Origin of the sequence: Variovorax sp. SPNA7 (assembly GCF_033807855.1) — a bacterium.
GTDB classification, from domain to species: Bacteria; Pseudomonadota; Gammaproteobacteria; order Burkholderiales; family Burkholderiaceae_C; genus Variovorax; species Variovorax beijingensis.
In genome coordinates, this window is sequence record NZ_CP138513.1 from 4,406,757 (window position 1) to 4,433,070 (window position 26,314).

Below are 26,314 nucleotides of genomic sequence, written 5' to 3' on the forward strand. Positions count from 1 at the left end.
CGCCAGTTACGCAAGCACGTCAAGCGCCTGACAGGGATAGCGTCAGAGTTCTGAAGCGCCCCCTAGCATGTCATTCCTCAAGATCATGAATCGTCTGCAGCAGACTTTGCTCGCGGCTCGAAGACGCGCTCGTTGACCTTGAAAAATCAACTCCTTCACTTCAAACTCCGCAATTATTAATGCGCCCCATCAATTCTTGCAATAGATTTTTAATCGAACTCTCTTAGTTCTGCACATTCGACGCCATTGCCTCAATTTTTCTTAATTTTACAATGTGAAATTGTTTTCAATTCGATCTATGATTTTTCCATTTCGCCGAGAAAATTATTTCTTTTTTGGAATTACTCTTATGCGAAGAAAATCAAGAATGCACATTTTTCTAGTTGATTTCTGCGCGGTTGATTGACCAGATACGCCCAAGCGTCAATGGATTCCACTGCCCCCCTCTTTGAGCTCCCAACGACATGCACTTGGCTGCCAGGAGAAACCTTGTATAGCCTGTGCTGTCGCCACCACTTCATAGCCGGCAACACGCGCGCGGGCGAAACCACTCTGCAGCTTTTTGGCACCTCATCCTGCGGCCCAGTGCGGACAGGTGGCGTCGCAGCGCTTGTCGAACGCGCCAGAGGCCAACTCGGTAATACAAGAAAGATCATCGAAGACCGGACGCTGTTGCCGTTTCACATGCCGTTTCTTACGCAGCGCCGCGTCACTCGAACGATCACGGCCATGAGCACAGGCACGCCTGGGGGGTTGAAGGTGGCACTGAATGCGCTGGCTGGGCGATCTGCGATCCCACGATCGCTGCGCGCCTGCCTAGCCTGTGCCCGCGCGGACAGGGCGGCCCATCACATCGCGTACTGGCATCGAGATCACCAGTGGCCTGGCGTCTATCGCTGCCCTCTCCACGACCTCCCTCTTCGCGAACTGACCATCCAGCCAATTTCCGCACATGGACTCATCTGGTGTCTGCCAGTTATCGAAGCATTGGAGTCATCAAATGCGGGCCCTGCAAACAGCATGTCCGCTCACCTCGTACAGCAAAATGCTTTCCACGCCTCCTACTTCACGCCGTTCCCACCTCAGGACAGCGCACACGAGAACGTCATCAAGTGCATCGCATCGATCGCCATTGCCCTTGGCACGCATGGCCACCTTTTGCGATTGGAAGGAAGGATATTGAGCGACGTTTATCGAGCCACACTCTCGCATCAAGGACTGCTAACAGCAGGTACCGGACACCTGCGACAGCCAGAAGCGGGAGATCGGTTCTATGCATTTGGCGCCGCACTCTGCCGCTCCAGTGATTTTTTGGGGCTGTTACAGAATCCCGAGCAGGCAAACGGCCATTTACTACGCTTGATGAAATCGAACCGGATGCCCCGAAATCCGCTGTGGCATCTGCTGGCTATCGCATGGCTTTTCGAAGATTGGGAAGGATTCATGCGGCAGTACCACGCGTTCTCATCGTCTAGTGAACGCCGAAAGAATCAATTGGAATTTCACAAGGTGGAGGATCTACTCACAGAACCTCAAGTACGCAAGAGCCGACCAGGAAGTTCGCAAGCGTGGCGACCGTGATGCCGTGATGCCGTGATGCCGTTGGTCGAAGCTAATAGAGTTCAAAACAAACAAATAGAGTTCAAAAAATTGCCCCGTACTTTACTGGCCATCAAAAAATAGAGTTCAAAAAAAACGAAAATCTTGGGTGAAAAATCGAAGCTGTGCCAGCAGCTGGCGCATTTCATCAAAAAGGGGAGAGCCAAGCAGGACAGTCAATTGCCGAGAGTGCGCGTCCATAGGCACCGCAGAAGGGGGATGCAGATAAAAATTTGAACTACGTCGTGGTAGTTCAAATTTTTATCTGCATCCCCCTAGCAGGCTGCTGAAATACTCCCCTGCGAAGTGAGCCATCCTCGCTGGCGAGAAGTCATTTTTCACATGGCGCGTCGGAGGCCGAATTTCGGCGTCGTTTTCGCTGATTTGGACGGCGCTTCGGAGCCCTTGGCGGCTTCAATGCGCCTGCGCACGGATTTGCCCCAGCGAGCGCATACGCGTCAAGTTGTACGCCGTCATCGTCAGCACGAACAGGTGGTCCACACGCTGCAGGCCGCGCACCATCACCTGGCGAATGCGTCCCACCGTCTTGGCCCAGCCGAAGCCCTGCTCGATGAGCTTGCGCTTTCGCTGCGACAGGACGTAGCCCTGGCTCGCAGCAATGACGTCGGGTACCGCTGAGCGCCGTCCCGATGTGTTCTGCGCCACGTGCGCGATCACGCCCATGTCCTGGCACGCGCGGACGAATTCCTGCGCGTCATAGCCCTTGTCCGCGCCCAGCGTGATGCTGATCGTGTCGTCGTGCGCCGCCTCGCAAGCGGCATTGATCATGACCTTGGCCGCTTCCCGCTCAGCATGACCATCGGCGGTGGTGACCATGGCGTTGGCAATCAGGCCATGACGGTTGTCCGCGAGGGTATGGCCCATGTAGCGCATCTCACTGGCCGTCTTGCCCTTGCAGTACAACCGCGCATCGGCGTCGGTGCGCGAAGCGTGGGTGTCGTTGCTGCGGCTGTGGCCCTTGAAGCTGGTGCTGCCGCTCGGGGCGGTGGCGGCCTCACCACCATCGCCATCCTTGTCATCGTCACTGCCGCCATCCTTGCGCACGAAGCTGCGGTGACTGGCCCAGGCCTGGATGAGGGTGCCATCGACGCTGAAGTGCTCGCCCGACAGCCAGCCCTTGGCATCGGCAGTCTCGACGATGAGATTGAACAGTTCGACAACCGCGTCGTGCGCGATCAGACGTTCGCGGTTCTTACTGAACACGGTGGGCACCCAGACGGCATCGTCCATGGCCAGGCCGATGAACCAGCGGAACAAGAGGTTGTATTGGGTCTGCTCCATGAGCTGACGCTCCGAGCGAACGCTGTAGAACACCTGCAGCAGCATGGCACGCAGCAGTTTCTCGGGAGCAATGCTGGGGCGACCACCTTTGATCTCGGCCTCGTACATGCCGGCGAACAAACGATCCATCTTGAGCAGCGCTTCATTGACCATGACCCGGATCGGGCGCAGCGGATGGTCTGCCGGCACGAAGTCCTCAAGCTTGCGTATGGTGAACAAACTCTCGGTGAAGGTGTCGGCGCCGCGCATGCTCTGGGGTCTGTTCTCAAGTGAAGAATCGATCACTGTTCAACGTTCGAGGGGCATCGGATGCCGACGGTGAAGGGGAGTATTTCAGCAGCCTGCTAGGGTCAGAGTTCGGTGGAATCCAACGTCCTAAACCTTGCCTTGATGGAAGCGCTCGAGGAACGAGACAAGCTTCGGATCTTTGGGCTGATTCATCACCTCCCTGGCAGGCCCCAACTCCGCCATGACGCCATCGCGCATGTAGCCAATGCGGTCCGACACCTGCTCGGCAAACGCCATTTCATGGGTGACCAGTACCATTGTCATCCCGTCGGCGGCCAGACTCTTGATGACGGCCAGTACCTCACCCACCAGTTCGGGGTCGAGTGCCGAGGTCGGTTCGTCGAACAGCATCACCGCAGGCCGCATCGCCAGCGACCGGGCAATGGCCACGCGCTGCTTCTGCCCGCCAGAAAGCCGGCTGGGAAACTGCTCTGCCTTTTCCGCGAGACCGACCTTGTTGAGCAGTTCCATAGCGTAGGCCTTGGCTTGCGCGGGCGACTCGCCCTGGACCTGGATGGGGCCCTCGATGATGTTCTGCAACACGGTCTTTTGCGGGAACAGGTTGAAGTGCTGAAAAACCATGCCGATCTCAGCCCGCAGGGCCGCCAGCTGCTTGTCCCGCGGAGATTTGCCCCCCTTGCCAAACTGGAATTGGTGACCTGAAACCCTGAGTTCACCCTGCTCGGGCATCTCAAGCAGGTTCATGCAGCGAAGGAATGTGGACTTCCCTGAGCCGCTGGAGCCGATCAAGGTGACCACCTCGCCTGTGGCCACGGAAAGTGTCACTCCCTTGAGAACGTGGTGAGCACCAAATGACTTGTGAATTGCATCGGCCCGGAGGATTGGATTGGTCACTTGGAGGCTCCGAGGCGGCGCTCGACGCGGCTGGCAACGAGCGTGAGAGGGAAAAGAATTGCGAAGTAGATTGCCGCGATAGCCGTATACACCTCCAGAGGGCGATAGCTGGCGCCGGTGATCACCGAGCCCTGGTACAGCAGGTCGCCCACGGCCACTGCAGACACCAGAGAGGTGTTCTTGAGCTGCAGGATAGTCTGGTTAATGAGGGCTGGAATCATCAGCGGCACGGCCTGGGGTAGCACAATGCGTCGGAAGATGCGGCCGCGGCGCATTCCGATGGCACGACCGGCCTCCCACTGGCCCTTGTCGACGGCTTCAATACCGCCTCTGAATATCTCCGCGTAGAACGCGCCTGCGTAAAAAGTCAGCGCAATAAAGCAGGCGAGCCCTGCAGAAAGATCCACTCCAATCAATACCGGCAAAGCGTAATACGCCCAGACCAAAAGCACCAGCAAAGGCGTGCAGCGGAAGATTTCTGTCCAGACCTGAATGGGGATGGAGATCCAGCGGGGTGAATTGGGCAGCCGCAGCATGCCAGTAATCAGCCCGACGACCAGGCCGCTCAATACTGTTGTCACGGTAAAGAGCAGGGTCACCTGCAGCCCCCGCCATAGAACGGGGATATACGGGACGAGGGAGCCAAAGTCCCAGGCGTAAATGTTTTGCATGGCGCTCAGAATTGGATTTCGGCCGGGATGTCTTCGGGTTTGATCTGCAGGGCGGCAAAGCCTTTTTGCATCCACTCGCGTGTCTGGCCGCTGAAGCGGTTGTTGTCGGCCCAGACGCTCAGGAAGTTCTTGTACCGGGGGTCGGCTTCATACCGCAGGCCCAGGTTGGTGGGCATGGTCAGCGCGGGGCGGGGGATCGCCAGCGTGCCCACGTTCGGGTTTTTCTTCATGGTGGAGATAGCGATCACGGCGAGCGACACGTTCACGTCCGCGCGGCCCGTGGAGACGGCCAGGATGGCCTCGTCACGGGTCTTGAAGCCCATGATGGTGGCCTTGGGGCAGTAGCGCCGGGCAATGGTTTCGTGGGTGGACCCGAGGTCGACCGCAATCTTCACCTCGGGCTTGTTGATGTCGCTCCAGTTCACGACCTTCGGGAAACCCTTGCGGGCAATGGTGGTGTAGGAGTGCACCAGCAGCGGCGACGAAAAGTCAATCACCAGCGCACGTTGGGGAGTTGGGCTGACTGCGAATGCGAGATCGACCTTGCCCGACTGCAGGTCAAGAATCTGATTGCCCCAGCTCGATTCCACGGGCTCTACCTTGGCGCGCAGCGCCGAGGCGATGTCGGCAGCCATCTCCAGGCAGGCGCCGCTCCACTCGTTGGTGGCGAGGTCCTTGTGGAAATACGGTTCCTGGCCGGGGATGACGGCAACCTTCAACACGCCGCTCTTCTGGATCTTGTCGAGCGTGGAGCCGGCAGAGGCGGTAGGCGCTGCGGGTTGCGCGGCGGCGGTACCAGAAGTCGCAAGGGTTGCGCCTGCAGCGGCTGCGGCACCTGCGGCTGCTACATGAGAGAAGATTTGCCTGCGTTGCATGAGATTCCCCAGTTCAAAGTTAGGTTAACAAGGTGATCCAAAAGTCGTTCTGGTTGCGACCTGGGTTGCACCACGCGGTCGCAAATTCTAAAGATGGGTTGCGCCTATTTTTGACCATTTTTCTAAGTACATTCCCTCAGCCCCCTTCACTTTTGGTGAATTTATGCACCACCATGGTGAATATCAGGGGTTGATTTGTGAGTTGATTGCTCTTCTGCAAGTTTTGTTCCATCTGGTTTTGATTGGGGTTTTCCATGGTGCAACCCGGCATTAAAATGGGTTGCAACTTCGAAATCCCTCCACTACCATTCGCACTAAATTTTGTTTATGGTGGATTTCGTATGGCCTTGGTGACGATGGGCGTCAAATTGGACGATGAGGTGCGAGGGCGTTTGAAGACGGCTGCCGAAAAGGTGGATCGCACTCCGCACTGGCTGATCAAGCAGGCGATTTACACGCAGCTCGATGCCCTTGATCGAGGCCTTCCGGTAGGGCAGGGGTTTGATCCCGCCATGACATCCGCTGCTGCAGCCATGGCTGCTTCGGATGAGGCGGAGAGCCTTGCGCCGCCCCAGCCATTTCTGGATTTTGCGGAGCAGGTGATGCCACAGGGCGTGCTGCGTGCCGCGATCACATCGGCGTGGCGCCGCCCCGAAGCCGAGCAGGTCGCCATGCTGTTGCCCCTGGCCAAGCTCTCCGTTGGCGAGCGGTCGGCCACCCATACGTTGGCATGCAGCCTGAGCGAAGGCCTGCGAGGCCACCAGGCCGTGGGCAAGGCAGGGTTGGTGCAGGGCCTGCTGCAGGAGTTCTCGCTGTCTTCGCAGGAAGGAGTGGCACTGATGTGCCTGGCTGAGGCGCTGCTGCGCATTCCTGACAAGGCCACACGGGACGCGCTTATCCGCGACAAGGTGGGCGCTGGCAAGTGGGAGCCACACTTGGGCCGCAGCTCGTCGTTGTTCGTCAATGCTGCCACCTGGGGTTTGATGATCACCGGCAAGCTGGTGGCCACGCACAACGAGTCTGGGCTGTCCACGGCGCTGACGCGAGTGGTCTCGCGCGGCGGCGAGCCGCTGGTGCGCAAGGGCGTGGACATGGCCATGCGCCTCATGGGCGAGCAGTTCGTGACCGGCGAGACCATCGGCCGCGCGCTGGCGAATGCGGCCCGGCACGAGGCCAAGGGCTTTCGCTACTCCTACGACATGCTGGGTGAGGCGGCGCTGACCGATGCTGACGCGCTCAGGTACCTGGCCTCCTACGAACAGGCGATCCACGCGATAGGCCGTGCGGCCGCGGGCACCGGCATCTACCGCGGACCAGGTATCTCGATCAAGCTGTCGGCACTGCATCCACGCTACTCACGTGCCCAGTACGACCGCACCGTGTCCGAGCTCTATCCCCGACTGCTCGGGCTCGTGGAGCTGGCCAAGCGCTACGACATCGGCATCAACATCGATGCTGAGGAAGCGGATCGGCTCGAACTCTCACTGGATCTGCTCGAACGTCTTTGCCACGAGCCCTCGCTCGCGGGATGGAACGGCATCGGCTTCGTCATCCAGGCCTACCAGAAGCGCTGCCCACACGTCATCGACTGGGTGGTGGATCTCGCCCGGCGCAGCCGCCACCGGCTGATGATCCGTCTCGTCAAGGGCGCTTACTGGGACAGCGAGATCAAGCGCGCGCAAATCGATGGCTTGGAGGACTACCCGGTCTACACCCGCAAAGCGCATACCGACCTGGCCTACATCGCATGCGCCCGCAAGCTGCTGGCCGCGCCCGAGGCAGTGTTCCCGCAGTTCGCCACGCACAACGCCCACACCCTGTCGGCCATCTACCACCTGGCCGGGCAGAACTTCTACGAGGGACAGTACGAGTTCCAGTGCCTGCATGGCATGGGTGAGCCTCTGTACGACCAAGTCGTTGGTTCTGGCGGCCTGGGGCGCCCCTGCCGCATCTACGCGCCCGTGGGCAGCCACGAAACGCTGCTCGCGTACCTGGTGCGCCGACTGCTGGAGAACGGTGCCAACACCTCGTTCGTGAACCGCGTGGCCGACCGCAGCCAAAGCATCGAGGAACTGGTGGCCGATCCGGTGCTGGCGGTGGAGGCCACCGGCGAAGCCGAGAGAGCCTTGGGTTTGCCACATCCGCGCATCCCGCTGCCGCGCAACCTTTTTGGCCAGCGAATCAATTCTCAAGGCATCGACCTGGCCAACGAACAGCGCCTGGGCTCACTTTCCGCGGCGTTGCTTCAAAGCGCATCGCGCACCTGGACTGCCGGGCCCTTGCTCGCGCAGGCATCCCCCGAGCGGGACGCACAACCAGTGCGCAACCCCGCGCTGCATGCCGACGTGGTCGGGCATGTGCAGAACGCTACCGAGGAGGAGGCAGCTCTGGCCATTGACCTAGCGTTGGCCACCTTCGACATCTGGCAGGCGACGCCACCGCAGGAGCGGGCCTCGATCCTTGACCGCGCAGCCGACTCTCTCGAAGCGCAAATGCAGATACTGCTGGGGTTGCTGGTGCGCGAGTCGGGCAAGACACTGTCCAACGCCATCGCCGAGGTGCGCGAGGCCATCGACTTTCTGCGCTACTACGCCCAGCAGATCCGGACCGACTTCGGAAACGACTCGCACCGGCCGCTGGGGGTGGTGGTCTGCATCAGCCCCTGGAATTTCCCGCTGGCCATTTTCGTGGGCCAGGTCGCCGCAGCCCTCGCCGCAGGCAACACCGTCGTGGCAAAGCCGGCGGAGCAAACCCCCTTGATCGCCGCCCAGGCGACGCGCATCCTGCTGGATGCTGGACTGCCGCCCGGGGCCCTGCAATTGCTGCCGGGATCCGGCGAAACGGTGGGTGCCGCGCTGGTGGCGGACAAACGTGTGCGAGGCGTCCTGTTCACTGGCTCCACGCAGGTCGCCAGGCTGCTGCAACAGGCCCTGGCTGGCCGAGTAGACGACGCGGGTCAGCCGGTTCCCCTGGTTGCCGAAACGGGCGGACAGAACGCGATGATTGTGGACTCCTCCGCGCTGCTGGAGCAGGTGGTCAACGACGTCATGGCTTCCGCATTCGACAGTGCGGGCCAGCGCTGCTCCGCCATGCGCCTGCTGTGTGTGCAGGAGGACATCGCCGAACCGGCGCTGGAAATGCTCAAGGGCACGATGCAGGAGTGGACGCTGGGCAAACCGGAGTACCTGAGCGTCGACGTCGGGCCCGTCATCGACGCGCAGGCGCTCGATGCACTGCAAGGGCACGTGGAGACCATGCGCTCCCGGGGGCGAGCAGTCTTCCAGAGTTCTCGCGTGCACGCTGCAGGAATCGGCCAGGGCACGTTCATGCCGCCCACCCTGATCGAAATTGGCTCGGTCGCCGAACTTCAGAAGGAAGTGTTTGGTCCGGTGCTGCACGTCTTGCGCTTCAAGCGCGACCAGTTGGACGAGCTTGTCGACGCGATTAATGCGACGGGTTACGGGCTCACGCTCGGAGTGCACTCGCGCATTGACGAAACCATCCAGCGTGTGGCGACCAGGGCCCGTGTGGGCAATGTGTACGTGAACCGCAACATGGTGGGTGCCGTCGTCGGGGTGCAGCCCTTCGGGGGGGAAGGGCTCTCGGGTACCGGGCCCAAGGCCGGCGGCCCCTTGTACCTGCGGCGCCTGCTGTCACGCCGCCCGGTGCAGGTTCCGTTTGTCGGCGAACTGACCGCGGTCGACAGTCCCGAGGTGCGTGCCGTGGTGACTTCGCGCGAGCCCGCTCGCCAGGCACTGCTGTCGTTGGCCGAGTGGTGCCGAGGCGAGTACGCCGAGGTGCATGTGCTGTGCAAGCGGTTCGAGGGGTGGTCCATGGAGGGCCTGTGCCATCAGATGCCCGGCCCCACGGGTGAGCGCAATCTCTACATCGTCCAGGGACGTGAAGCCGTACTGTGCCTAGCCTACACGCACAGCGACCTGCTGGTGCAGTTGGCCGCCACTCTTGCGGTGGGCGCACGCGCCGTGTGGCCGGCCAGCACGCTAAGCGAGGACACCCTGGCCGCGCTGCCTGCCGATGTCCAGCGCCTGGTGACCCTTGCGGCCGACTGGCGCAACGGTGCAGTTGCTTTTGACGCCGTCATCCACCACGGCGACATCGATCACCTGGGCGAGGTGAGCGAATCCCTGGCGCAGCTGCCTGGCCCCATTGTCGGATTGCAGGGATATCCGGCGGGAGACCGCGTGATCCACCTGGACCGCCTACTGGTGGAGCGCAGTGTGAGCATCAACACGGCGGCCGCCGGTGGCAATGCAAGCTTGATGACGATGGGTTAATTTCTGGAGCTGAAGACGATGAAGATTTTGTTCCTGGGCTATGGAAACATGGGCCGTGCCATGGGGGATGCGTGGAAGGCGTCCCCCGATGTGAGCGAGGTTCTCGCTATCGATCCTGTGGTGCAGGGGCGCGATGGCGTGTTTGCCACGATGGGGGATTTCACCCGCTCACACTCTGCCGCCGAGGTGGGCCTGGTCGTGCTGGCTGTGAAGCCTGCGATGGCCGGTGCCGTCCTTAAGGCGCTGCCGGTGGAGTTCTCGAAGGCGGCGCTGCTCAGCGTTGCGGCAGGCGTCACCATCGACGTGTTGGCCACTGCTGCGCCACCTGGGATGGCGGTGCTTCGCGCTATGCCCAACACCCCCGCGATGCTGCGCGCCGGCTGCACCGGAGTGTTTGCCTCGCCCCAATGCTCCGTCCAGGTCCGCGCGCAGATCGAGCAACTGCTGGCCGCCGTGGGCGCGGTCCACTGGCTCGACAGCGAAGCCCAGATCGACATGGTCACTGCCGTGAGCGGCAGCGGGCCGGCTTATTACCACCTGTTCAGCGAAGCGCTGGCTGATGCGGGGGTGTCCGCCGGACTGCCCGCCGAACTGGCCCGGTCCCTTGCAGCCGCGACGGCCTGGGGAGCAGCTCACCAGCAGCACCAGCCAGACGCTGATTTCGCGGCGCTGCGCAAGGCGGTGACCTCCCCCAATGGCACCACGGCTGCCGCCATCGCCGTCTTCGAAGAGAGCGGGGCGCTGCGCGCGCTCGTCACCCACGCGGTGGCCTCTGCCTGGCAACGCGCCATCGAACTGTCTCGACCCACCTGATCTCCCTTTTTCCTCACTGCACGTTCGCATTCTCTTGAAGGACCAACCGCATGTCTTCCGTCACCACCACCAACACCGCCTACGCCGATGCGCGAAGCGTTGACCTTGACTACATCCCGGTCATCGACCTGGTCGACCTGATGTCAGGCGCCCCCGGCGCCGTCGAAGACGTCGCCCGGCAGATCGTCGACGCCTCCACCCGCATCGGCTTTTTCTACATCCGTAACCACAGCATCTCGCAAGACGTGATCGACAAGGCCGGCAAGGCCATGCGCGATTACTTCTCCCTGCCGCAGGAGACTAAGGCCCTGGCTCCCGTCAACACGAGCCAGCGTGGCTGGATGGCCACCGGGATGGCTAAGCTGGAGGGATCCAAGACCCATGACCTCAAGGAAATTTTCTTCTGGGGCCCCGAGTCCTGGCACCCGCGCTTGAATGTGCGCAAGGGCGTAGACAGTCTGGTCGCCGACAACGTCTGGCCCGACGCGGCCTTCCCCGCCCTGCGACAGGATCTGCTTCCGTATTACCTGGAGGTGCAGCGCGTTGGGCTGCGCCTACTGTCGGCCATCGCCGTGGGTCTGGGCCGTTCCCCCGACTTTTTCCAGGGCAAGTACACCAGCCCAATGGCACGCGGCCAACTGGTCTACTACCCTGTCTCCACTGCCAAGGACGAAAGCGAGGAGCGCTTCGGTTCTGCTCCGCACACGGACTTCGGCGTGCTGACGCTGCTGCTTCAGGATATGAACGGCGGCTTGCAGGTCCAAAACCGTGCGGGTGAATGGATCGCCGCTACGCCAATCCCGGGCACCCTGGTGTGCAACATCGGTGACCTGCTCAATCGCTGGTCCAACGAGACCCTGAGCTCCAACTTACACCGTGTCATCAACCGCTCGGGCAACGAGCGGCACTCCATCGCCATCTTCTTCGACCCCGATCCAGATGCTGTCGTGGATCCCACCGATCTGGGCTTCCCCGAGGGCGTAGAAAAATTCCCGCCAATCTCTGCGTCGGACTACATCCACGGCAAGAACAAGAAAAACTTTGCGCAGTACAAGTGATTCGCAACCGATGCGCCAAGAGTGCCTACATTCTCTTGGCGCATTGCAGCTGTGCGTCAAGAGGGCCTTGAGGCCGCGCTTACCGTTTGCGAGGCTCGCGCAGCAGTGCGGCATGGCGCCGACATGCCCGACGGGGCAACCGGAGGTGGTTCATGGAGAGAAGAAGGACATTCAGCCGAGAGTTCAAGCTCGAGACGGTCTAACTGGTCGTTAGATTGGAGCACTTCCGCCGAAGCCGGAGCATTTTTTGCGACGCAGCGTCCGCCTTGCCGATCGTTCGCGCAGGACAAATTGAGCTCTTCGAAGAGGCCCTGCCCACCCCCCCATACTCCACTCAAGGTTTCGAGTGTTCTCGAATCAGCCTCCTCTTATGAGGACGCGATGCGCACCCTTCAAGTGCCGCGAAGTCAGATTGTGCGATGGCTTGAAGCTGATCCGGCGATGCGTGCACGCTGGCGATAAAGGCTCCAGAGAGAGCGTATCGATAATGCCTTGCAATGCCTTTTCGATACGCTCTCTCTGGAGCCTTCGATCTCATCTACCGCTTCTCTATCTTCCGCAGATCTGCGGCTGCTCAAGAGTCACGCGCCTCAGGAATATGAAGCCATAACCTCCCGCCTAGCTTCCTTTCGACCGCGGCAACGATCCCTTCCGCTTGACGGCTGATTCCTCGAAAAAATCAGGCGGCTTCGACTTCGGCTTGCGCCCATCGTTTGATTACTTTTTCACACTCGCCAGCTTTTTGACAAGCCAGTCGCGGCTGTCATACCTTAGGGAACGTCTTATATGGGCGCCTCCCTAAGTGTGATCGCCGGGCCTTGATCACTAGATCATCGCAAATCCCCCAGACGCACCGATGGTCTGACCGGTGACAAACAGCGCCCGCTCGGATGCCAAGAAAACCACCAAGCCGGAGACATCATCCGGTCTGGACAGACGCCCCACGCCCTTCGAGATCGGATAGAGATTCACCATCTTCGCGAGCAGTTCGTTGTTCTGGATCGTCGCGTCCGAGTGCAGTGGCCCGTCCTTGATGCCTTCGTGCGAGACCGCGCCGAGGGCGATCGAGTTGACGGTGATCGCATGCCGGCCGTGCTCGCGCGCCAGCGCCTTGGCAAAACCCGCGATGGCTGCCTTCGCGCCCGAGTAGACGGCCATGTTGGCCTCGCCGATCCGGCCGGCCTCCGAGATGATGTTCACGATCCGTCCGCGCCTGGCCGCCACCATGCCGGGCAGCACGGCATGGCAGCAGTGGAAGGTGCCGTACACGTTGAGGTTGACGATCTTGGCCCAGTCGGCCACCGGCATGTCGACGAAGGCCGGCGTGCGGCCGCCCTTCTCGCGCCGCTCGGGAATGATGCCGGCGTTGTTCACCAGGATCTGAACCGGCGCGTCGAAGTGCCGCACGGCGGCATCGACCATGGCTTGCACCTGGTCGACCTGCGTGATGTCGGCGGGTGCGGCCAGCGCCTTGCCGCCCTGGGCCTCGATCTCGCGCGCCACGGCCTGCGCCCTTTCAGGAAACAGGTCGTTGACCACGACGCGCGCGCCTTCGCGGGCGAGTTCGATGCAGATCTGCCGGCCTACGCCCTGGCCGCCACCAGTCACTAGGGCAACCTGGAATTCCAAACCGAGTTTCATGTGTGCTTCCTTGCTTGCTTTTGAATGAATAGAGATGCGAGTGGGGCTCAACGCCCCTGGAATACCGGCTTGCGTTTCTCGACGAAGGCCCGCATGCCCTCCTTGCGGTCCTCGCTATCGACCAGGAGGGCTGCTGCATAGCGCTCGTACTCGAGGCCGCTGTCGAGGTCGGTCTGCATGCCGCGGTTGACCGCCCGCTTGACGAAGCGCACGGCCAACGGCGGCATCTCCGCGATCTGCTGCGCGAGCGCGACGGCCGCCGGCATCAGCTCGGCACCCGGCAGCACCTGCGTGACCAGGCCGTAGTCGAGGGCGCGCGCCGCGTCGATCTGGGCCGCCGTCAGCATCAGCGCCTTCGCGCGCGCCTCGCCGATCAGCCGCGGCAGCCGCTGCGTGCCGCCGGCTGCGGGGATCACCCCCAGCCGCACTTCGGGAAGGCCCAGGCGGGCATGGTCGGCGGCCAGGCGCAGGTCGCAGCACAGGGCCAGTTCCAGGCCGCCGCCAAGCGCGACGCCGTTGATTGCCGCGATGGTGGGCTTCTCGAATTCCTCGATGCCGCGGAACAGGTCGTGCGTCGCCTTCTGCGCGACGAAGAAGTCGGTGGCGCAGATCTGGTGGTCGGCGCGCTCCTTGATGTCGGCGCCGGCGCAGAAGGCGCGCTCGCCGGCACCCGTGAGCACCACCGCGCGCACGCGCTGGTCGGCGCGGGCCAGTTCGAAGAACGCATGGGCGAGGTCGGGCTTCATCGTGCCGCCCAGCGTGTTCATGCGGTCGGGCCGGTTGAGCGTCACGATTGCCACGTGCTCCTCGACGCGGTAGGTGAGCGTGGAGAGCTCGACGTGGTCGGGCCGGTTGTTTTCAGGCATGGTGTTTCCTTGCGAGTTCTTGCTGTGTCATACCGTGGCGCGGGAGAGGACGTGCGCGATGGCCACCGACCCGAGCCCGATCATGTGAGCCATGCCCCAGCCGGCACCCTCGTGCTGCCGGTCGCCGGCCTCGCCGCGAAGCTGCCGCGTGATCTCCGCGATCTGGCCGATGCCGGTGGGGCCTAACGGATGCCCCATGCCGATGAGGCCGCCCGATGCATTGATCGCGCAGCGCCCGCCGATTTGTGAGTCGCCGCGCAGCAGGTATGCGGCCCCCTCGCCCGGCTCGCACACGCCGATGGCTTCGCTGTAGAGCAGTTCCTCCACCGAAAAGGCGTCGTGCAGTTCCAGCAGGTCCAGTTGCCGCGCGGGAATCGCCGCCTGCTCCAGCGCCGCGCTGGCGCTGGCGCTCACGAGGTCGACCGCCGCAGCGCCGTAGGAGGTTTCCGGGGTTTCGCTGCACGCGGCCGACGCGCGCACGCGCACGCAGCGGGAAGCGTCCAGGCCGAGCCGGCGCAGCGCGCGGCCCGACACCACGATGGCGGCTGCGGCGCCCTCGCCTCTCGGGCAGCACTGCTGCACCGTCAGGTCTCCCGCCACGAGCGGCGACGCGAGCACCTGTTCGAGGGTGCGCGGCTTGCGGAACTGCGCGAACGGGTTGCGCGAGGCATTGCCATGGTTCTTCACCGCCACCTGCGCCATCGACGCCCCGTCCGCGCCGCGCTCGCGCAGGTAGGTGCGGGCCATCATCGCGAACTTCACGGCGGGAACGTTGGCGGTCTCGCTGAGCCGGGCCAGGCCTTCCTTGTCGGCCGCGCGCCGGGCGTCGCCGTGCTTGTCCACGCCCACGGCCAGCACCACGTCGCTGACGCCGCGCGCCACCTCCATGCACGCCTGCCGGAAAGCAAAGGAACCCGATGCCGATGCGTTCTCGACCTGGGTAACGGCCAGCCCCGAAGACCCGAGGTGCCGCAGCATCACGCGCCCGGCCGCCATGCCGATGGAGGTGGTGCCCACATAGGCACTGTTCACCTGGGGCCAAGCCAGCCCCGCATCCGCCAGCGCGGCGCGCACCGCGGCCAGACCCAGATGCGTGTAGGGCGTCTCGCTCGGGAACTGGTACGCATGCATGCCGATGCCGGCCACGTACACGCCTTCGTTGTCGTCGATCCAGTTGCTCATCGCGCCGCCCCCTCTGCCGGAACGAAGCGGCAGGCGAAGGTTTCGCCGCCAGGCTGAGCCACGGCGACGGCGCGCAGCGCCATGCCGACCCGCAAGGCCGATTCGTCCGATCCGGCAATCACGCCCTCCTCGATGAGCCCATCCTCGATGAGGATGTCTGCGGCGATGCGCGGCACCTCCATGCCGGGCAGCAGCGGCACGTGCAGGGTGACGTACTCCAGCAGCTTGCCGCCGCCGGGGCGTGCGACCTTCTCGGCGCCGTGAAGCGGATCGCCGCAGTGGCTGCAGCCGGGAACGTCCGCGGGAAAGACGAGTTTCTGGCACGCCGGGCACTGCGCGAAGAGGAACTCCAGCGACTCGCCGTCGGGCGCGAGCTGGTAGAGCGTCGGATGCTGTGGCCGGAAGCCACGCAGGTCAGTGGTCATGAAACTGGTTTCCTGTTGTCGAAAGAAAGGGATCGGGGGCGCGGCGCAGCCCTACTCCAGCCTGGCGCCGGAGTTCTGCACCACCTCGCGCCAGCGCGTCATCTCGGACTTGACGAACGCGTCGAGCTTCTCGCCGCGCATGCCGCGCATCGGCACGCTGCCGAACTTCTCCGTGGCGGCCAGGACTTCCGGATTCACGATGACTTCCGCCATGGCATCGGCGAGGCGCTTGACTACGGGCGCGGGCGTCTTGGAGGAAACGAACATGGCTCCCCACGCACTGGACTCGGCGCCGGGGTAGCCCAGCTCGCCGACGGTCGGCAGGTCGGGCGCGCTGCTCAGGCGCGATTTGCCGGTGACGGCCAGCGCCTTGAGCTTGCCCGACTGCACGAAGGGCAGCACCACGGCCGCGTAGTCGAAGGCGAGGTCGAGGTTGCCGGCGATCAAGTCGGTCAATGCGGGACTGCTGCCCTTGTAGGGCACGTGCGTCATCTTGACGCCCGCGGTCGTCTGGAAGAGCTCCGCCGTCAGGTGCGTGGCCGTGCCCGCGCCTGCGGAGCCGAAGTTGAGCTTTCCGGGGTTCTGCTTGGCGTACGCCACGAGCTCCGGCACCGTCTTGAATGGCTTGTTGGGATTAATGACCAGGATCAGCGGCGACTCCGACATGCCGTGCACGGCCGTGAAGTCCTTGACCGGGTCGTAGCGCACGTTCTTGTAGAGCGCGAGGTTGGCCGCATGCGTGCCCTGCGTGCCGTAGATCAGCGTGTAGCCGTCGGCGGGCTGGCGCACCGCGTATTCCACGCCGATGGAGCCGCCGGCACCGGGCCGGTTGTCGACGACCACCTGCTGGCCGAGCTTCTCGCCCAGCTTCAGCGCCAGCAGGCGGGAGGTGTTGTCGGTGATGCCGCCGGGCGGAAACGGGACGACGAAGGTCAGGGGCCTGGAAGGCCAGCCCTGGGCCTCGTCGGCAGCATGGCCGGCGGCGGAGAGGAAGAGTGCGCAGCCGCATGCGGCGATGGCTTTGAAGAAGGTGTGCAAGGGGTTGTCTCCTGGTTTTGCAACGCGATTCGATTGCCTTTTTTCTACGAATAGACGTAGACTACTTCAACCAGTCGTTGTTTGACAACCGTGTTTTCTAGATTTTTCGGCAGTCTCTCACCCTGCAAACCTCTCCAATCGCATGAGATCCGTCGCTATGATCGATAACTTCTACGACCTATCGGAGGATTCATGCCCACCATCGTCCCTGCTGCCGCCCGCACGATGACCCTGCTCGAAGTCTTTGCGCGCGAAAAGCGCGAGCTGTCCAACTCGGACCTGGCCCGCCTCATGGATCTGCCCGAGAGCAGTTGCTCCGACCTGCTCCACACGCTGCACGAGCTGGGCTATCTGCTGCGCACCGCGCGCAGCCGGCGCTTCTATCCGACCGCGCGCCTGTTGACGGTGGCCAAGGAAATCTCCGCCAGCGATCCGCTGTACGCCGTGGGTGCCGAAGCCTGCGAACTGCTGCGCGACCGCACCGGCGAGACCGGCCTGTGCGGCAGGCTGGAGAACGGCGTCGTGAAAGTCATCGCGCTGAGCGAGGGCCGGCACGCGCTGCGCTACATGCAGCACGTGGGCGACAAGCTGGCGCTGCACGTCTCCGCTCTCGGCAAGGCGATCCTCGCGATCGGCACGCCGGAAGAAGCGGCGCGCCAACTGCGCCTGAAGCCGCTGCGCTCGCTGGCCTCCGGAACGCTCACCGACCTGTCCAAACTGGAGGCGCAGGTGGAACACGCGCGCGAACAGGGCTGGATCTGGGTCGAGAACGAAGGCAGCGAAGGGCTGACCGCGGTGGCGGTGGCCGGCCAGATCGGCGGCGAAACGCTGGCCCTGTCGGTCGCCGGGCTCACCCATCGCATGCGCGACCAGCGCGAGCGCTGCATCGAGGCGCTGCAGGAGGTCAAGGCCGTCGTGTTTCGCGAGCAGCAGGCGGCGTCATCGCCTTCTTCTTCACCTTCCCGCCGCGGCACCAAGGCCCCGCCTCCCGACGAGCCTTGAGCGCCGCTCATTTTCATTTTCAGAACCAGGAGACACCGTGTACACCCAGACTGCAGAACAGACCATGCTGCGCGACAGCATCCGCCGCTTCATGAAGAGCGAGGTCACGCCCATCGTCGCGCGCCACGACCAGGACAAGACCTTTCCCTTCGAGCTGCTCAAGCCCCTGTCCGAGTTCGGCTACCTGGGCGGACGGCTCTCCGAAGAAGAAGGCGGCATGGGCATGGATCAGCTCACCTGGGCGATGCTCATGGAAGAAGCGGGCTACGCCTGGCTGTCGCTGCGCACGATGCTCAACATCACCAATGCGGCGATCAACAAGCTCGCGGCCGAGGCCACGCCCGCGCAGAAGGAGCGCTTCCTCAAGCCGCTGCTGAACAACGAGCGGCGCTGCTTCAGCGCCATCAGCGAACCGGGCACGGGCTCCAACATCGCGCAGGTGCAGACCCGCGCCGACCTGCAGGGCGACCACTATGTGCTCAACGGCCGCAAGCTGTGGATCACGAACGGCGCCTTCGGCGACTTCGGCATCGTCGTGGCGCGCACCTTCAGCCCCGACTGCCAGGGCCAGCTCTCCACCTTCCTGGTCGAGCGGGATGTCTCGCCCTACGAGATGCGCCGCGTCGACACGATGGTGCTGCGCAGCACCGGCACCGCCGAGCTGGGCTTCGACAACGTCAAGGTGCCGCGCGAGAACCTGCTGGGCGAGGAAGGCGGCGCGCTCAAGAAGATGCTGATCGGCCTGGACAGCGCGCGCGTGAACATCGCGATGGGCGCCGTGGGTGCCGCGCAATCGGCGCTGGACCTTTCCATCGACTACGCGCGCACGCGCACCCAGTTCGGCAAGCCCATCGGCAGCTTCCAGCTGGTGCAGAAGCTGATCGTCGACATGACGATCCGCGTGGAGGCCGCGCGCGCGCTGGGCCTGCGCGCCGCCGCCGCGCTGGATTCGGGCCAGGACGCGCGCACCGCCGCGTCCATCGCCAAGCTCTACGCCACCGAAGCCGCACACGAAGTCGCCAGCATGGCGCTGCAGGTGCACGGTGGGCTGGGCTACGCTACCGACTACCCGATCGAGCGGATCTTTCGCGACACCCGCGGCGGGACCATTCCGGAAGGCACGACCGAAGTGCAGACGCTGATCGTCGGGCGCGAGATCCTCGGCATCTCGGCCATCGCCTGAACGCCGCGGGAGTTGCACAGCATGACCCATCCGGCCTTCAGCACCGATCTGTCACGTCTCATCCATCCGCGCTCCATCGCCCTGGTCGGCGCTTCCGAGCGGCCGCAGAGCATCGGCGGACGCACCCTGAGCAACCTGCTCGACCACTCGCAGATCGACGGCGAGCTCTACCTGATCAACCCGACGAAGAGCGAACTGCGCGGCCGGCGCTGCTGGCCCAGCATCGCCGCGCTGCCGCAGACACCCGATGTCGCCGTGATCGCGGTGCCCGCATCGGGCGTCATCGCGGTGATGGAGGAATGCGCGGCCAGGCGCGTGCCGTTCGCCATCATCCTCACCTCGGGCTTCGGCGAGGCCGGCGCCGAGGGCGAGCGGGCCCAGGCCCGCCTCAAGGAGATCGCCGACCAGGCCGGCATGCGCATCTACGGCCCGAACTGCCCGGGCCTGACCAACGTCAACGCCCGCCTGGGCATGACCTTCTCGCCGTCGTTCCCGCACGACCTGGTCAAGGGCCCGATCGGCCTGGCCACGCAGGGCGGCGGGCTGGGGCGCAACGTGATGCAGGCGATGGAGCGCGGCATCGGCATCGGGCTGTGGGCCTCCACCGGCAACGAGGTGGACCTGCAGGTGGCGGACTTCATCCACTACATGGCGACCGCGCCCGACATCAAGGTGATCGTGACCTTGCTCGAAGGCATCAAGGACGGCCCGCGCTTCCTGGCGGCGCTGCAATGCGCCGCGGACAACGGCAAGCCGGTCATCGCGCTGAAGGTCGGCAAGTCCGAGTACGGCCAGCGCGCCGCGCAGTCGCACACCGCATCGCTGACGGGCTCGGCCGAAGTCAACAGCGCGGTGTTCCGCCAGTACGGCGTGATCGAGGTCGACGACATCGACGAGCTGGTCGACACCGCCTGGCTCTTCGCGCGCGCCATGCCCAGCGAGCGCGAGGCGATCGGCGTGTACTGCTCCTCGGGCGGCACCACCGCCCTCACGGCCGATGCGGTCGGGACGGCCGGGCTCACGCTGGCCGAGTTCGCTCCCGAGACCACCGAGCTGCTTCGCAGCAAGCTGCCCGACTACGCGGCGATCAACAACCCGGTCGACACCACGGCCGCGGTGCTCAGCGACGCCGACCTCGTCGAAAGCACGCTCGGCGCGGTCGCCGCCGACCCCAACCTGGGCTGCGTGATCGCGCCGATCGCACTGGACTACGGCGAGACCACCATCCGCATGGCGCAGACCATCATCGCGGCGCAGAAGCGCGTGCGCAGCCCGATCGTCCCGATCTGGATGAGCGACAGGCTGGGCGAGGGATACCGCATGCTGGTCGCGGCAGGGTTCGCCCCGCCGCGCTCAGTCGGCAAGGCGATCGCCGCCATCAGGCGCTGGACGGAATGGGGCCGCTGGCAGCGCAGCGCGGCGGGCCGCCAGGTGCGCCGCCTGTCGCCGGCCGTGCACGCGGCACCGGCCGGCGCCCTGCGCAACCTGTCGGAACTGCAGGCCAAGGCCCTGCTGGAGAAGGCCGGCATCCCGCTGCTGCCGGTGGCCGTGGCACGCACCCGGGACGAAGCGCGCCGGCTCGCCGACGGCATGGGCTACCCGGTGGTCGCCAAGATCGCCAGCCCGGACATCCTGCACAAGTCGGACATCGGCGGCGTGCGCATCGGCATCGCCGACGGCGCGCAACTGGAACTTGCATGGGACGACATCATGGCGTCGGCCGGGCATCACAAGCCCGATGCCGCCATCGACGGCCTGCTGATCGAGAAGATGGCGCCGCGCGGCGGCGTCGAGCTGATGGCCGGCGTCACGCGCGACCCGGTGTTCGGGCATGTGATGACCTTCGGCCTGGGTGGCATCTACGTGGAGATCCTGCGCGACGTCTCGCGCCGCCTGCTGCCGCTGAGCCCCGAGGACGCCGCCTCCATGGTGCGCGAGATGCGCTGCTTCCCCGTGCTCGACGGCGCGCGCGGCCGGCCGGTGGCCGACGTGCCCGCGCTGGAGCGGCTGCTGCTGGGCGTGTCCGAGTTCGTGACGGCGAACGCGCAGCGCATCGAGGAGATGGACCTCAACCCGATCTGGGTCGGGGCCCGGGGCGAAGGCGCCCTGCCGCTGGACACGGTGATCGTCGAGCGAGGCGCCGCGTGAGCGCCTCCGGCCCGCTCGCGGGCGTCACCGTCCTGGACTTCAGCGAACTGCTGCCCGGTCCGTTCTTCACGCAGAACTTGGCGGAGATGGGTGCGCGCGTCATCAAGATCGAGCGCCCGCCCGGCGGGGACAACGCGCGGCGCATGGGCCCGGGCGGCTTCGAGGCGGTCAACCGGGGCAAGCTCAGCCTGCTGGCGGACCTGAAGGACGAAGCGCAGCGCGCCCGCGTGCGCGAACTGGTGGCGCAGGCCGATGTGCTGGTGGAGTCCTACCGCCCCGGCGTGATGGCGCGCCTGGGCCTGGACTATGCGAGCCTGCGCGAGAGCTTCCCGCGGCTCGTGTATGTCTCGCTCAGCGGCTACGGACAGGAGGGTCCGTGGGCGCAACTTCCCGGGCACGACATCAACTACCTCGCCGCGGCCGGCGCACTGGCGATCTCCGGCGAGCCCGGCGGCCCTCCCACGCAGAACTTCGGCCTGCCGGTGGCGGACCTGTGCGGGTCGATGTATGCGCTCTCGTCCACGCTGGCGGCGCTGCTGCAGCGCGACCGCACGGGCCGGGGCCAGTACCTGGACGTGGCGCTGGCCGACTGCGTGCTGCACTGGATGAATCCGCGCCTGGGCGCCTACCGCGCCGATGGCGCGACCGACCTGGAACGCCAGCGCGCGGTCGCGCAGGTCAAGCCCGCCTACGGCAGCTTCCGCTGCCGCGACGCACAGTACCTGAGCGTCGCGGCGCTCGAGGACCATTTCTGGGCACGGCTTTGCGGCGTGCTGGACATGGGCGACTTCGCGGGCGAGCCCTACCGCACGCTCGGCGCGCGCAAGAAGCAGGCACAGGCCATCAACGACCGCATCGCGCAGCAGCTCGCCGAGCGTGATTCGGCCGAGGCCTTCGAGACGCTGGCGCGCAACGACCTGCCCGTCGCGCCCGTGGTGGCGCCCGGAGACCTCGCTGCCCTGCCGCAGTTCGCGCAGCGCGGACTCATCAATGGCACCGATCCGCTGTCGCTGGTGCGCTTTCCGGTGCCGCTCGCGGGCGTCGATCCGGCGGCGCTGGCCGATGCGCCCGGCCTGGACAATGCGCGGCAGCTGCAGCTGTGAGCCAGCCGTCGCTGCCCACGCGCCTGACGCGGCTCTTCGGCCTGGCCTACCCCATCCTCGGCGGCGGGCTGATGTGGCTCTCGGACGCGCGCTATGTGGGCGCGCTGACCAATGCGGGGTGCATGGGCTTCATCACCCCGCGTTCCTTCGGCGGCGACGCGGCGCTGCGCGAGCAGTTGCACCGCTGCAGCGACATCACCGAAGGCCGCCCCTTCGGCGTCAACCTCACGCTGTCGGCGCGCCCGCAGGCCAACGTCAGTGTGCAGGCCTCGTTGGAGACCGCGCTGGACCATGGAGTGCGCCACTTCGAGACCGCGGGCTATGCGCCGGATGTGCTGATCCACGCCATCCACGCAGCCGGCGGTGCCGTGATTCACAAGGCATCGAGCGTGCGGCACGCCCTCGCCGCGCAGGCGGCCGGTGCCGACGCGGTCGCGCTGGTCGGCATGGAGGAAGGCGGGCACCCCGGCGCCAACGAACTGCCCACCATGCTGATGGGCGCGCTGGCCACGGCGCGCGGGCAATTCCGCGTTCCGCTGGTGCTGGGCGGCGGCATCGGCCATGGCAGTCAGCTCGCCGCCGCGCTCGCGCTCGGTGCCGACGGCGTGCTGATGGGAAGCCGCTTCCTCGTGAGCGACGAGGTGTCGGCCCACGCGGCCTACAAGAACCACCTGCTGGGCTGCGACGAACACAGCACCATGCGGCTGCTGCACACGCTGGGCAACACCTGGCGCGTGCTGCGCAACGACACTGCCGCGCAGGTCGACGCGATCGAGCGCGCCGGCGCGGCCGACCATGACGCATTCGGCGGCCTGCTCGACAGCCGCGTGGCGCGCGACCGCTGCTATGGCGATGGCGACTGGCGAAGCGGCATGCTCTCCCTCGGGCCGGCCATCGGCTTCGCCACGCGCACCGAGCCGCTCGCCGCCATCGTCGACGAACTCATCCGGCAAACACGCGCCGCCCTGGCGCACCTGAACGCATCGACCGCACTGCAATGACCCCAGCACTTCCCTTCCTCGACCGCCTGGCCCTGCCCCTCATCGCCGCGCCCATGCTGCGGGTCTCGGGCATCGACTGGGTGTCCGCCGTCTGCGCGGCCGGCGTGATCGGCGCCTTTCCCACGGCCAACTGCCAGACGCTCGAAGAGTTCGATGCCTGGCTCGCTCGCCTGGACGAAGAAGCCGCCGCCGCGCCCGGGCGCACGGCGCCGTACTGCCCCAACCTCATCATGCGGCGCGACCCCGCGCGGGTGATGGCCGAGGTCGAACTGATCGCGCGGCACCGTGCGCAGCTCGTGATCACCAGCGTGGGCTCGCCCGCCGCCGTGGTGCCGCGCTTGCACGAAGGCGGCTGCCGCGTATTCGCCGACGTGGCCTCCCTGCACCATGCGGTGCGCGCCATCGAGTCGGGCGTGGACGGCCTCGTGCTGCTCACCGCGGGGGCCGGCGGCCACACCGGCTGGGCGAACCCGTTCGCCTTCGTGCGCGCGGTGCGCGACGTGTTCGACGGCCCCATCGTGCTGGCAGGCGGCCTGTCGGACGGCGTGGCCCTGCGCGCTGCAAAGACGCTCGGCTGCGACCTCGGCATCATGGGCACCCGCTTCATCGCCACGCGCGAGAGCCTGGCGAGCGACGCGTACCGACAGATGCTGGTCGACAGCGCGATCGACGACGTGTTGCTCACGCGCGGCTTCACCGGACTGCCCGCCAGCTTTCTCGTGCCTTCGGCGCGGCGGCTGGGCATCGACATCGCGAGCCTCGACGAGAGCATCTCGGTGGAGGACGCCAGAAGACGCTACGGCGGCGGCGCCAATGCGGCGCCCAGCCAGCGCTGGACCGACATCTGGAGCGCGGGCCATTCGGTGTCCGGCGTGCGCGCGGTGCCGACGGTCGCCGAACTGGTGGATGCGATCGGCAGGGAATACCGCGGCAGCGCGGCGGCCTGACCGGTCCTAGGCCGACGCGGGTGCGGCCACCGAATCGCGCTCCACATAGCGCAGCGCGATGCGGGCCTTGCGTTGCGGCAGCCCGTTGTCGGCGATCCGCGTGAGCAGCAGCTCGACCAGGCAGCGCGCGGTTTCAGTCTGGTCGATGTCGAGCACGCTCACCGCGGGGTCGTGCTCGGCCGCGAAGGGCGTGTCGCCGATGGCCACCACCGAGATGTCGCGCGGCACCCGAAGCCCCCGCGCGGAGATCGCCCGCAGTGCGCTGTTGAGCATGTGGGTCCCCTGGACGATGAGGGCACTCGGTCGATCCGGACGCCCCAGCAGTTCAGTGACCTCCGCATTGACCGAAGCCGTCACGCTGCGCGCCTGCACCTGCAGATCGGGCACGGGCAGGCCTGCGGCCTGGAATGCCGTGCGAAAGCCCTGCACGCGTCGGCGCACCGGCCGCGTGTCGCCCTGCCAGAGCACGAGTGCGATGTTCCGATGCCCCAGGCCGAGCAGGTGCTCGACGACGCGCCGCACGCCGCCCGCGTGGTCGATGAGCACGGCGTCGTGGCCGCCGCTGACTTCGCGGTCGAACACGACGGCGGGCATCGGCAGCAGCCGCAGCGCCTCCACCAGCGCCGCGTTGCGCTCGTTGCCGGGCGCGAGGATCACGCCGTCCATGCCTCGCTGTGTGAACGTTCCCAATGCCTTCGTTTCACGTTCGACGTCGTTGGCGCCGTTGGCCAGCAGCAGCAGGTAGTCGTGCCGCAGGAACTCGTCCTCCAGCGCGCGGAACACCTGTGCGTACAACGGGTTCGAGATGTCGGGCAGCAGGCATCCGACGGTGCGGCTGAGTCGCGAACGCAGCACCCGCGCCGCGTGGTTGGGGCGGTAGCCCAGCGCCGCCGCGGCCTGGTTGACCTTCTCCTGCGTGGCCGCCGACGCGCCGGCGCCGTTCATCGCCCGCGACGCGCTGCCCAGCGAGACACCCGCCAGACGCGCCACGTCACGCAGATCGATCTTCTGTTTTTCTGCATTCATTCGGATGGACATTCCCGTTCGGGCAAGAGGATGAGGTGCATCTTAGGTGACAGCGAGCGAGGGTTTTCACCATTTCGGAAACGTTTCCAAAATTGAACCATGAACGCACCAACGCCTAAGAAGGAGACATGCATGACCTCGCTAGCCATCCAGCCTGAGCAGCAGCTTTTCGCCGAAGCGCTCGGCCACCTGCGGCCTTCCGCGGGACGCCTCGCGCAGCGGCGCATCCTGGTGGTCGGCGCGGGCCAGCGCGACATCGACGATCCCGAGCCGCCCGTGGGCAACGGCCGGGCGATCTCCCTGCTGTTCGCCCACGAGGGCGCGACGCTGACCTGTGTGGACATCAACCCTGCCTCGCTGCAGCAGACCTGCGAGCTGGTGCGCGCATCGGGCGCGACGGTCCATGCCGAGGTGGCCGATGTCGCGCAGCCGGACGCGGCCGCATCGAGCGTGGAGCGCGCGGTGCAGAAGATGGGTGGCCTCGACGGCCTGGTGATGGTGGTGGGCGTGGCCAGCGGGCTGTCGCTGGACAACCAGACCGCCGAAGCCTGGGACCGCGAGCACGCCACCAACGTGCGCTCATGCATGCTGTTCGGGCAGCAGGCGTTGCGGCACATGGCACCCGGCGGCGCCATCGTGTTGCTGTCCTCGATCGCCGCGCTGCGCAACTCCAGCTTCAATCCGGCCTACGAAACGACCAAGGCAGCCCAGGTGTCGCTCGCGCGCTCGATCGCAATGGCAGGGCAGGCCAAGGGGGTGCGCTGCAACAGCATCCTGCCCGGACTGATGGACACGCCCATCGGCCGCGCGGCGACGCGCCGAAGGTCCGACCGCCTCGCGATGCCGCTGCCCTTCGGCCGCCAGGGCACGGGCTGGGAAGTCGCGTACTCGGCCCTGTTCCTGATGTCGCACGAGGCCTCCTACGTGAACGGCCACGCGCTGGTCGTCGATGGCGGCCTGACCGGCGGCATCGCCGCGCCGCGCGCCTGAGATCCG

21 protein-coding genes are annotated in these 26,314 nt (G+C 65.3%); 11 read left to right on the forward strand and 10 right to left on the reverse strand.

Annotation, left to right across the window (positions count from 1 at the left end; all coding sequences use genetic code 11):
• The first annotated feature begins 489 nt into the window (after positions 1 to 489).
• Complete coding sequence (locus RZE77_RS20500) at positions 490 to 1,581, forward strand: TniQ family protein (RefSeq protein WP_177206623.1); 1,092 nt, start codon at positions 490 to 492, stop codon at positions 1,579 to 1,581.
• A 432-nt stretch (positions 1,582 to 2,013) separates the two neighbouring features.
• Here the strand turns inward: RZE77_RS20500 and RZE77_RS20505 are convergent, their stop codons facing one another.
• The 4 genes from RZE77_RS20505 to RZE77_RS20520 all read right to left on the reverse strand — a co-directional run bounded on the left by RZE77_RS20505 (position 2,014) and on the right by RZE77_RS20520 (position 5,590).
• Positions 2,014 to 3,150, reverse strand: a complete 1,137-nt coding sequence (locus RZE77_RS20505) for an IS5 family transposase (RefSeq protein WP_319439022.1) — start codon at positions 3,148 to 3,150, stop codon at positions 2,014 to 2,016.
• Positions 3,151 to 3,276: 126 nt separating this feature from the next.
• Positions 3,277 to 4,044 (reverse strand): amino acid ABC transporter ATP-binding protein, encoded by a 768-nt coding sequence (locus RZE77_RS20510; RefSeq protein ID WP_319439023.1) that lies wholly within the window; start codon positions 4,042 to 4,044, stop codon positions 3,277 to 3,279.
• Positions 4,041 to 4,715 carry an amino acid ABC transporter permease gene (locus tag RZE77_RS20515; protein WP_319439024.1) on the reverse strand — a complete coding sequence of 225 codons (675 nt, stop codon included), beginning with the start codon at positions 4,713 to 4,715 and terminating at the stop codon, positions 4,041 to 4,043. Before RZE77_RS20515 ends, RZE77_RS20510 begins: the two co-directional genes overlap by 4 nt.
• A 5-nt stretch (positions 4,716 to 4,720) precedes the next feature.
• A complete protein-coding gene (locus RZE77_RS20520; protein ID WP_319439025.1) occupies positions 4,721 to 5,590 on the reverse strand; it encodes a transporter substrate-binding domain-containing protein in 870 nt (289 codons plus the stop codon).
• Between the two features lie 341 nt (positions 5,591 to 5,931).
• Here RZE77_RS20520 and putA point away from each other — a divergent pair, with 341 nt between their 5' ends.
• Genes putA through RZE77_RS20535 form a run of 3 tightly spaced genes read left to right on the forward strand, consistent with a single transcriptional unit; the run spans position 5,932 to position 11,756 of the window.
• Positions 5,932 to 9,885, forward strand: a complete 3,954-nt coding sequence (putA, locus tag RZE77_RS20525) for a trifunctional transcriptional regulator/proline dehydrogenase/L-glutamate gamma-semialdehyde dehydrogenase (RefSeq protein ID WP_319439026.1) — start codon at positions 5,932 to 5,934, stop codon at positions 9,883 to 9,885.
• 18 nt (positions 9,886 to 9,903) lie between these two features.
• Positions 9,904 to 10,698, forward strand: a complete 795-nt coding sequence (gene proC, locus RZE77_RS20530; protein WP_319439027.1) for a pyrroline-5-carboxylate reductase — start codon at positions 9,904 to 9,906, stop codon at positions 10,696 to 10,698.
• 50 nt (positions 10,699 to 10,748) lie between these two features.
• Entirely contained in the window at positions 10,749 to 11,756 is a 1,008-nt protein-coding gene (locus RZE77_RS20535; protein ID WP_319439028.1) for an isopenicillin N synthase family dioxygenase, read from the forward strand.
• 825 nt (positions 11,757 to 12,581) lie between these two features.
• Here RZE77_RS20535 and RZE77_RS20540 read toward each other — a convergent pair.
• From RZE77_RS20540 to RZE77_RS20560, 5 genes are read right to left on the reverse strand one after another with little or no spacing between them, the layout of a single operon-like run.
• Entirely contained in the window at positions 12,582 to 13,397 is an 816-nt protein-coding gene (locus RZE77_RS20540; protein WP_319439029.1) for an SDR family NAD(P)-dependent oxidoreductase, read from the reverse strand.
• Between the two features lie 47 nt (positions 13,398 to 13,444).
• Positions 13,445 to 14,263 (reverse strand): enoyl-CoA hydratase/isomerase family protein, encoded by an 819-nt coding sequence (locus tag RZE77_RS20545; RefSeq protein WP_319439030.1) that lies wholly within the window; start codon positions 14,261 to 14,263, stop codon positions 13,445 to 13,447.
• A gap of 27 nt (positions 14,264 to 14,290) precedes the next feature.
• Positions 14,291 to 15,445 (reverse strand): thiolase family protein, encoded by a 1,155-nt coding sequence (locus RZE77_RS20550; protein WP_319439031.1) that lies wholly within the window; start codon positions 15,443 to 15,445, stop codon positions 14,291 to 14,293.
• Entirely contained in the window at positions 15,442 to 15,870 is a 429-nt protein-coding gene (locus tag RZE77_RS20555; protein ID WP_319439032.1) for a Zn-ribbon domain-containing OB-fold protein, read from the reverse strand. The genes RZE77_RS20550 and RZE77_RS20555 overlap by 4 nt, the downstream gene beginning before the upstream one ends.
• A gap of 51 nt (positions 15,871 to 15,921) precedes the next feature.
• Positions 15,922 to 16,908 carry a Bug family tripartite tricarboxylate transporter substrate binding protein gene (locus tag RZE77_RS20560; RefSeq protein ID WP_319439033.1) on the reverse strand — a complete coding sequence of 329 codons (987 nt, stop codon included), beginning with the start codon at positions 16,906 to 16,908 and terminating at the stop codon, positions 15,922 to 15,924.
• A gap of 192 nt (positions 16,909 to 17,100) precedes the next feature.
• Between RZE77_RS20560 and RZE77_RS20565 the strand changes: the two genes are divergently transcribed.
• From RZE77_RS20565 to RZE77_RS20590, 6 genes are read left to right on the forward strand one after another with little or no spacing between them, the layout of a single operon-like run.
• The gene (locus RZE77_RS20565) at positions 17,101 to 17,910 is read left to right on the forward strand and encodes an IclR family transcriptional regulator (protein ID WP_319439034.1); all 810 of its coding nucleotides are present in this window, start codon (positions 17,101 to 17,103) and stop codon (positions 17,908 to 17,910) included.
• 37 nt (positions 17,911 to 17,947) lie between these two features.
• Positions 17,948 to 19,093, forward strand: coding sequence for an acyl-CoA dehydrogenase family protein (locus tag RZE77_RS20570; protein ID WP_263281348.1), 1,146 nt, complete (start codon positions 17,948 to 17,950; stop codon positions 19,091 to 19,093).
• Positions 19,094 to 19,114: 21 nt separating this feature from the next.
• Positions 19,115 to 21,241: an acetate--CoA ligase family protein gene (locus RZE77_RS20575; RefSeq protein ID WP_319439035.1), complete on the forward strand. Its 2,127-nt coding sequence runs from the start codon at positions 19,115 to 19,117 to the stop codon at positions 21,239 to 21,241.
• Positions 21,238 to 22,344 (forward strand): CaiB/BaiF CoA transferase family protein, encoded by a 1,107-nt coding sequence (locus tag RZE77_RS20580; protein ID WP_319439036.1) that lies wholly within the window; start codon positions 21,238 to 21,240, stop codon positions 22,342 to 22,344. Before RZE77_RS20575 ends, RZE77_RS20580 begins: the two co-directional genes overlap by 4 nt.
• Complete coding sequence (locus RZE77_RS20585) at positions 22,341 to 23,345, forward strand: NAD(P)H-dependent flavin oxidoreductase (protein ID WP_319439037.1); 1,005 nt, start codon at positions 22,341 to 22,343, stop codon at positions 23,343 to 23,345. The genes RZE77_RS20580 and RZE77_RS20585 overlap by 4 nt, the downstream gene beginning before the upstream one ends.
• A complete protein-coding gene (locus RZE77_RS20590) occupies positions 23,342 to 24,292 on the forward strand; it encodes an NAD(P)H-dependent flavin oxidoreductase (protein WP_319439038.1) in 951 nt (316 codons plus the stop codon). The genes RZE77_RS20585 and RZE77_RS20590 overlap by 4 nt, the downstream gene beginning before the upstream one ends.
• Positions 24,293 to 24,298: 6 nt before the next feature.
• Here RZE77_RS20590 and RZE77_RS20595 read toward each other — a convergent pair whose 3' ends face one another.
• On the reverse strand, positions 24,299 to 25,318 hold the full coding sequence (locus RZE77_RS20595; protein ID WP_319439039.1) for a substrate-binding domain-containing protein: 1,020 nt from the start codon (positions 25,316 to 25,318) through the stop codon (positions 24,299 to 24,301).
• Between the two features lie 132 nt (positions 25,319 to 25,450).
• Here RZE77_RS20595 and RZE77_RS20600 point away from each other — a divergent pair, with 132 nt between their 5' ends.
• Positions 25,451 to 26,308 carry an SDR family NAD(P)-dependent oxidoreductase gene (locus RZE77_RS20600; protein WP_319439040.1) on the forward strand — a complete coding sequence of 286 codons (858 nt, stop codon included), beginning with the start codon at positions 25,451 to 25,453 and terminating at the stop codon, positions 26,306 to 26,308.
• The last annotated feature ends 6 nt before the right edge of the window (positions 26,309 to 26,314 follow it).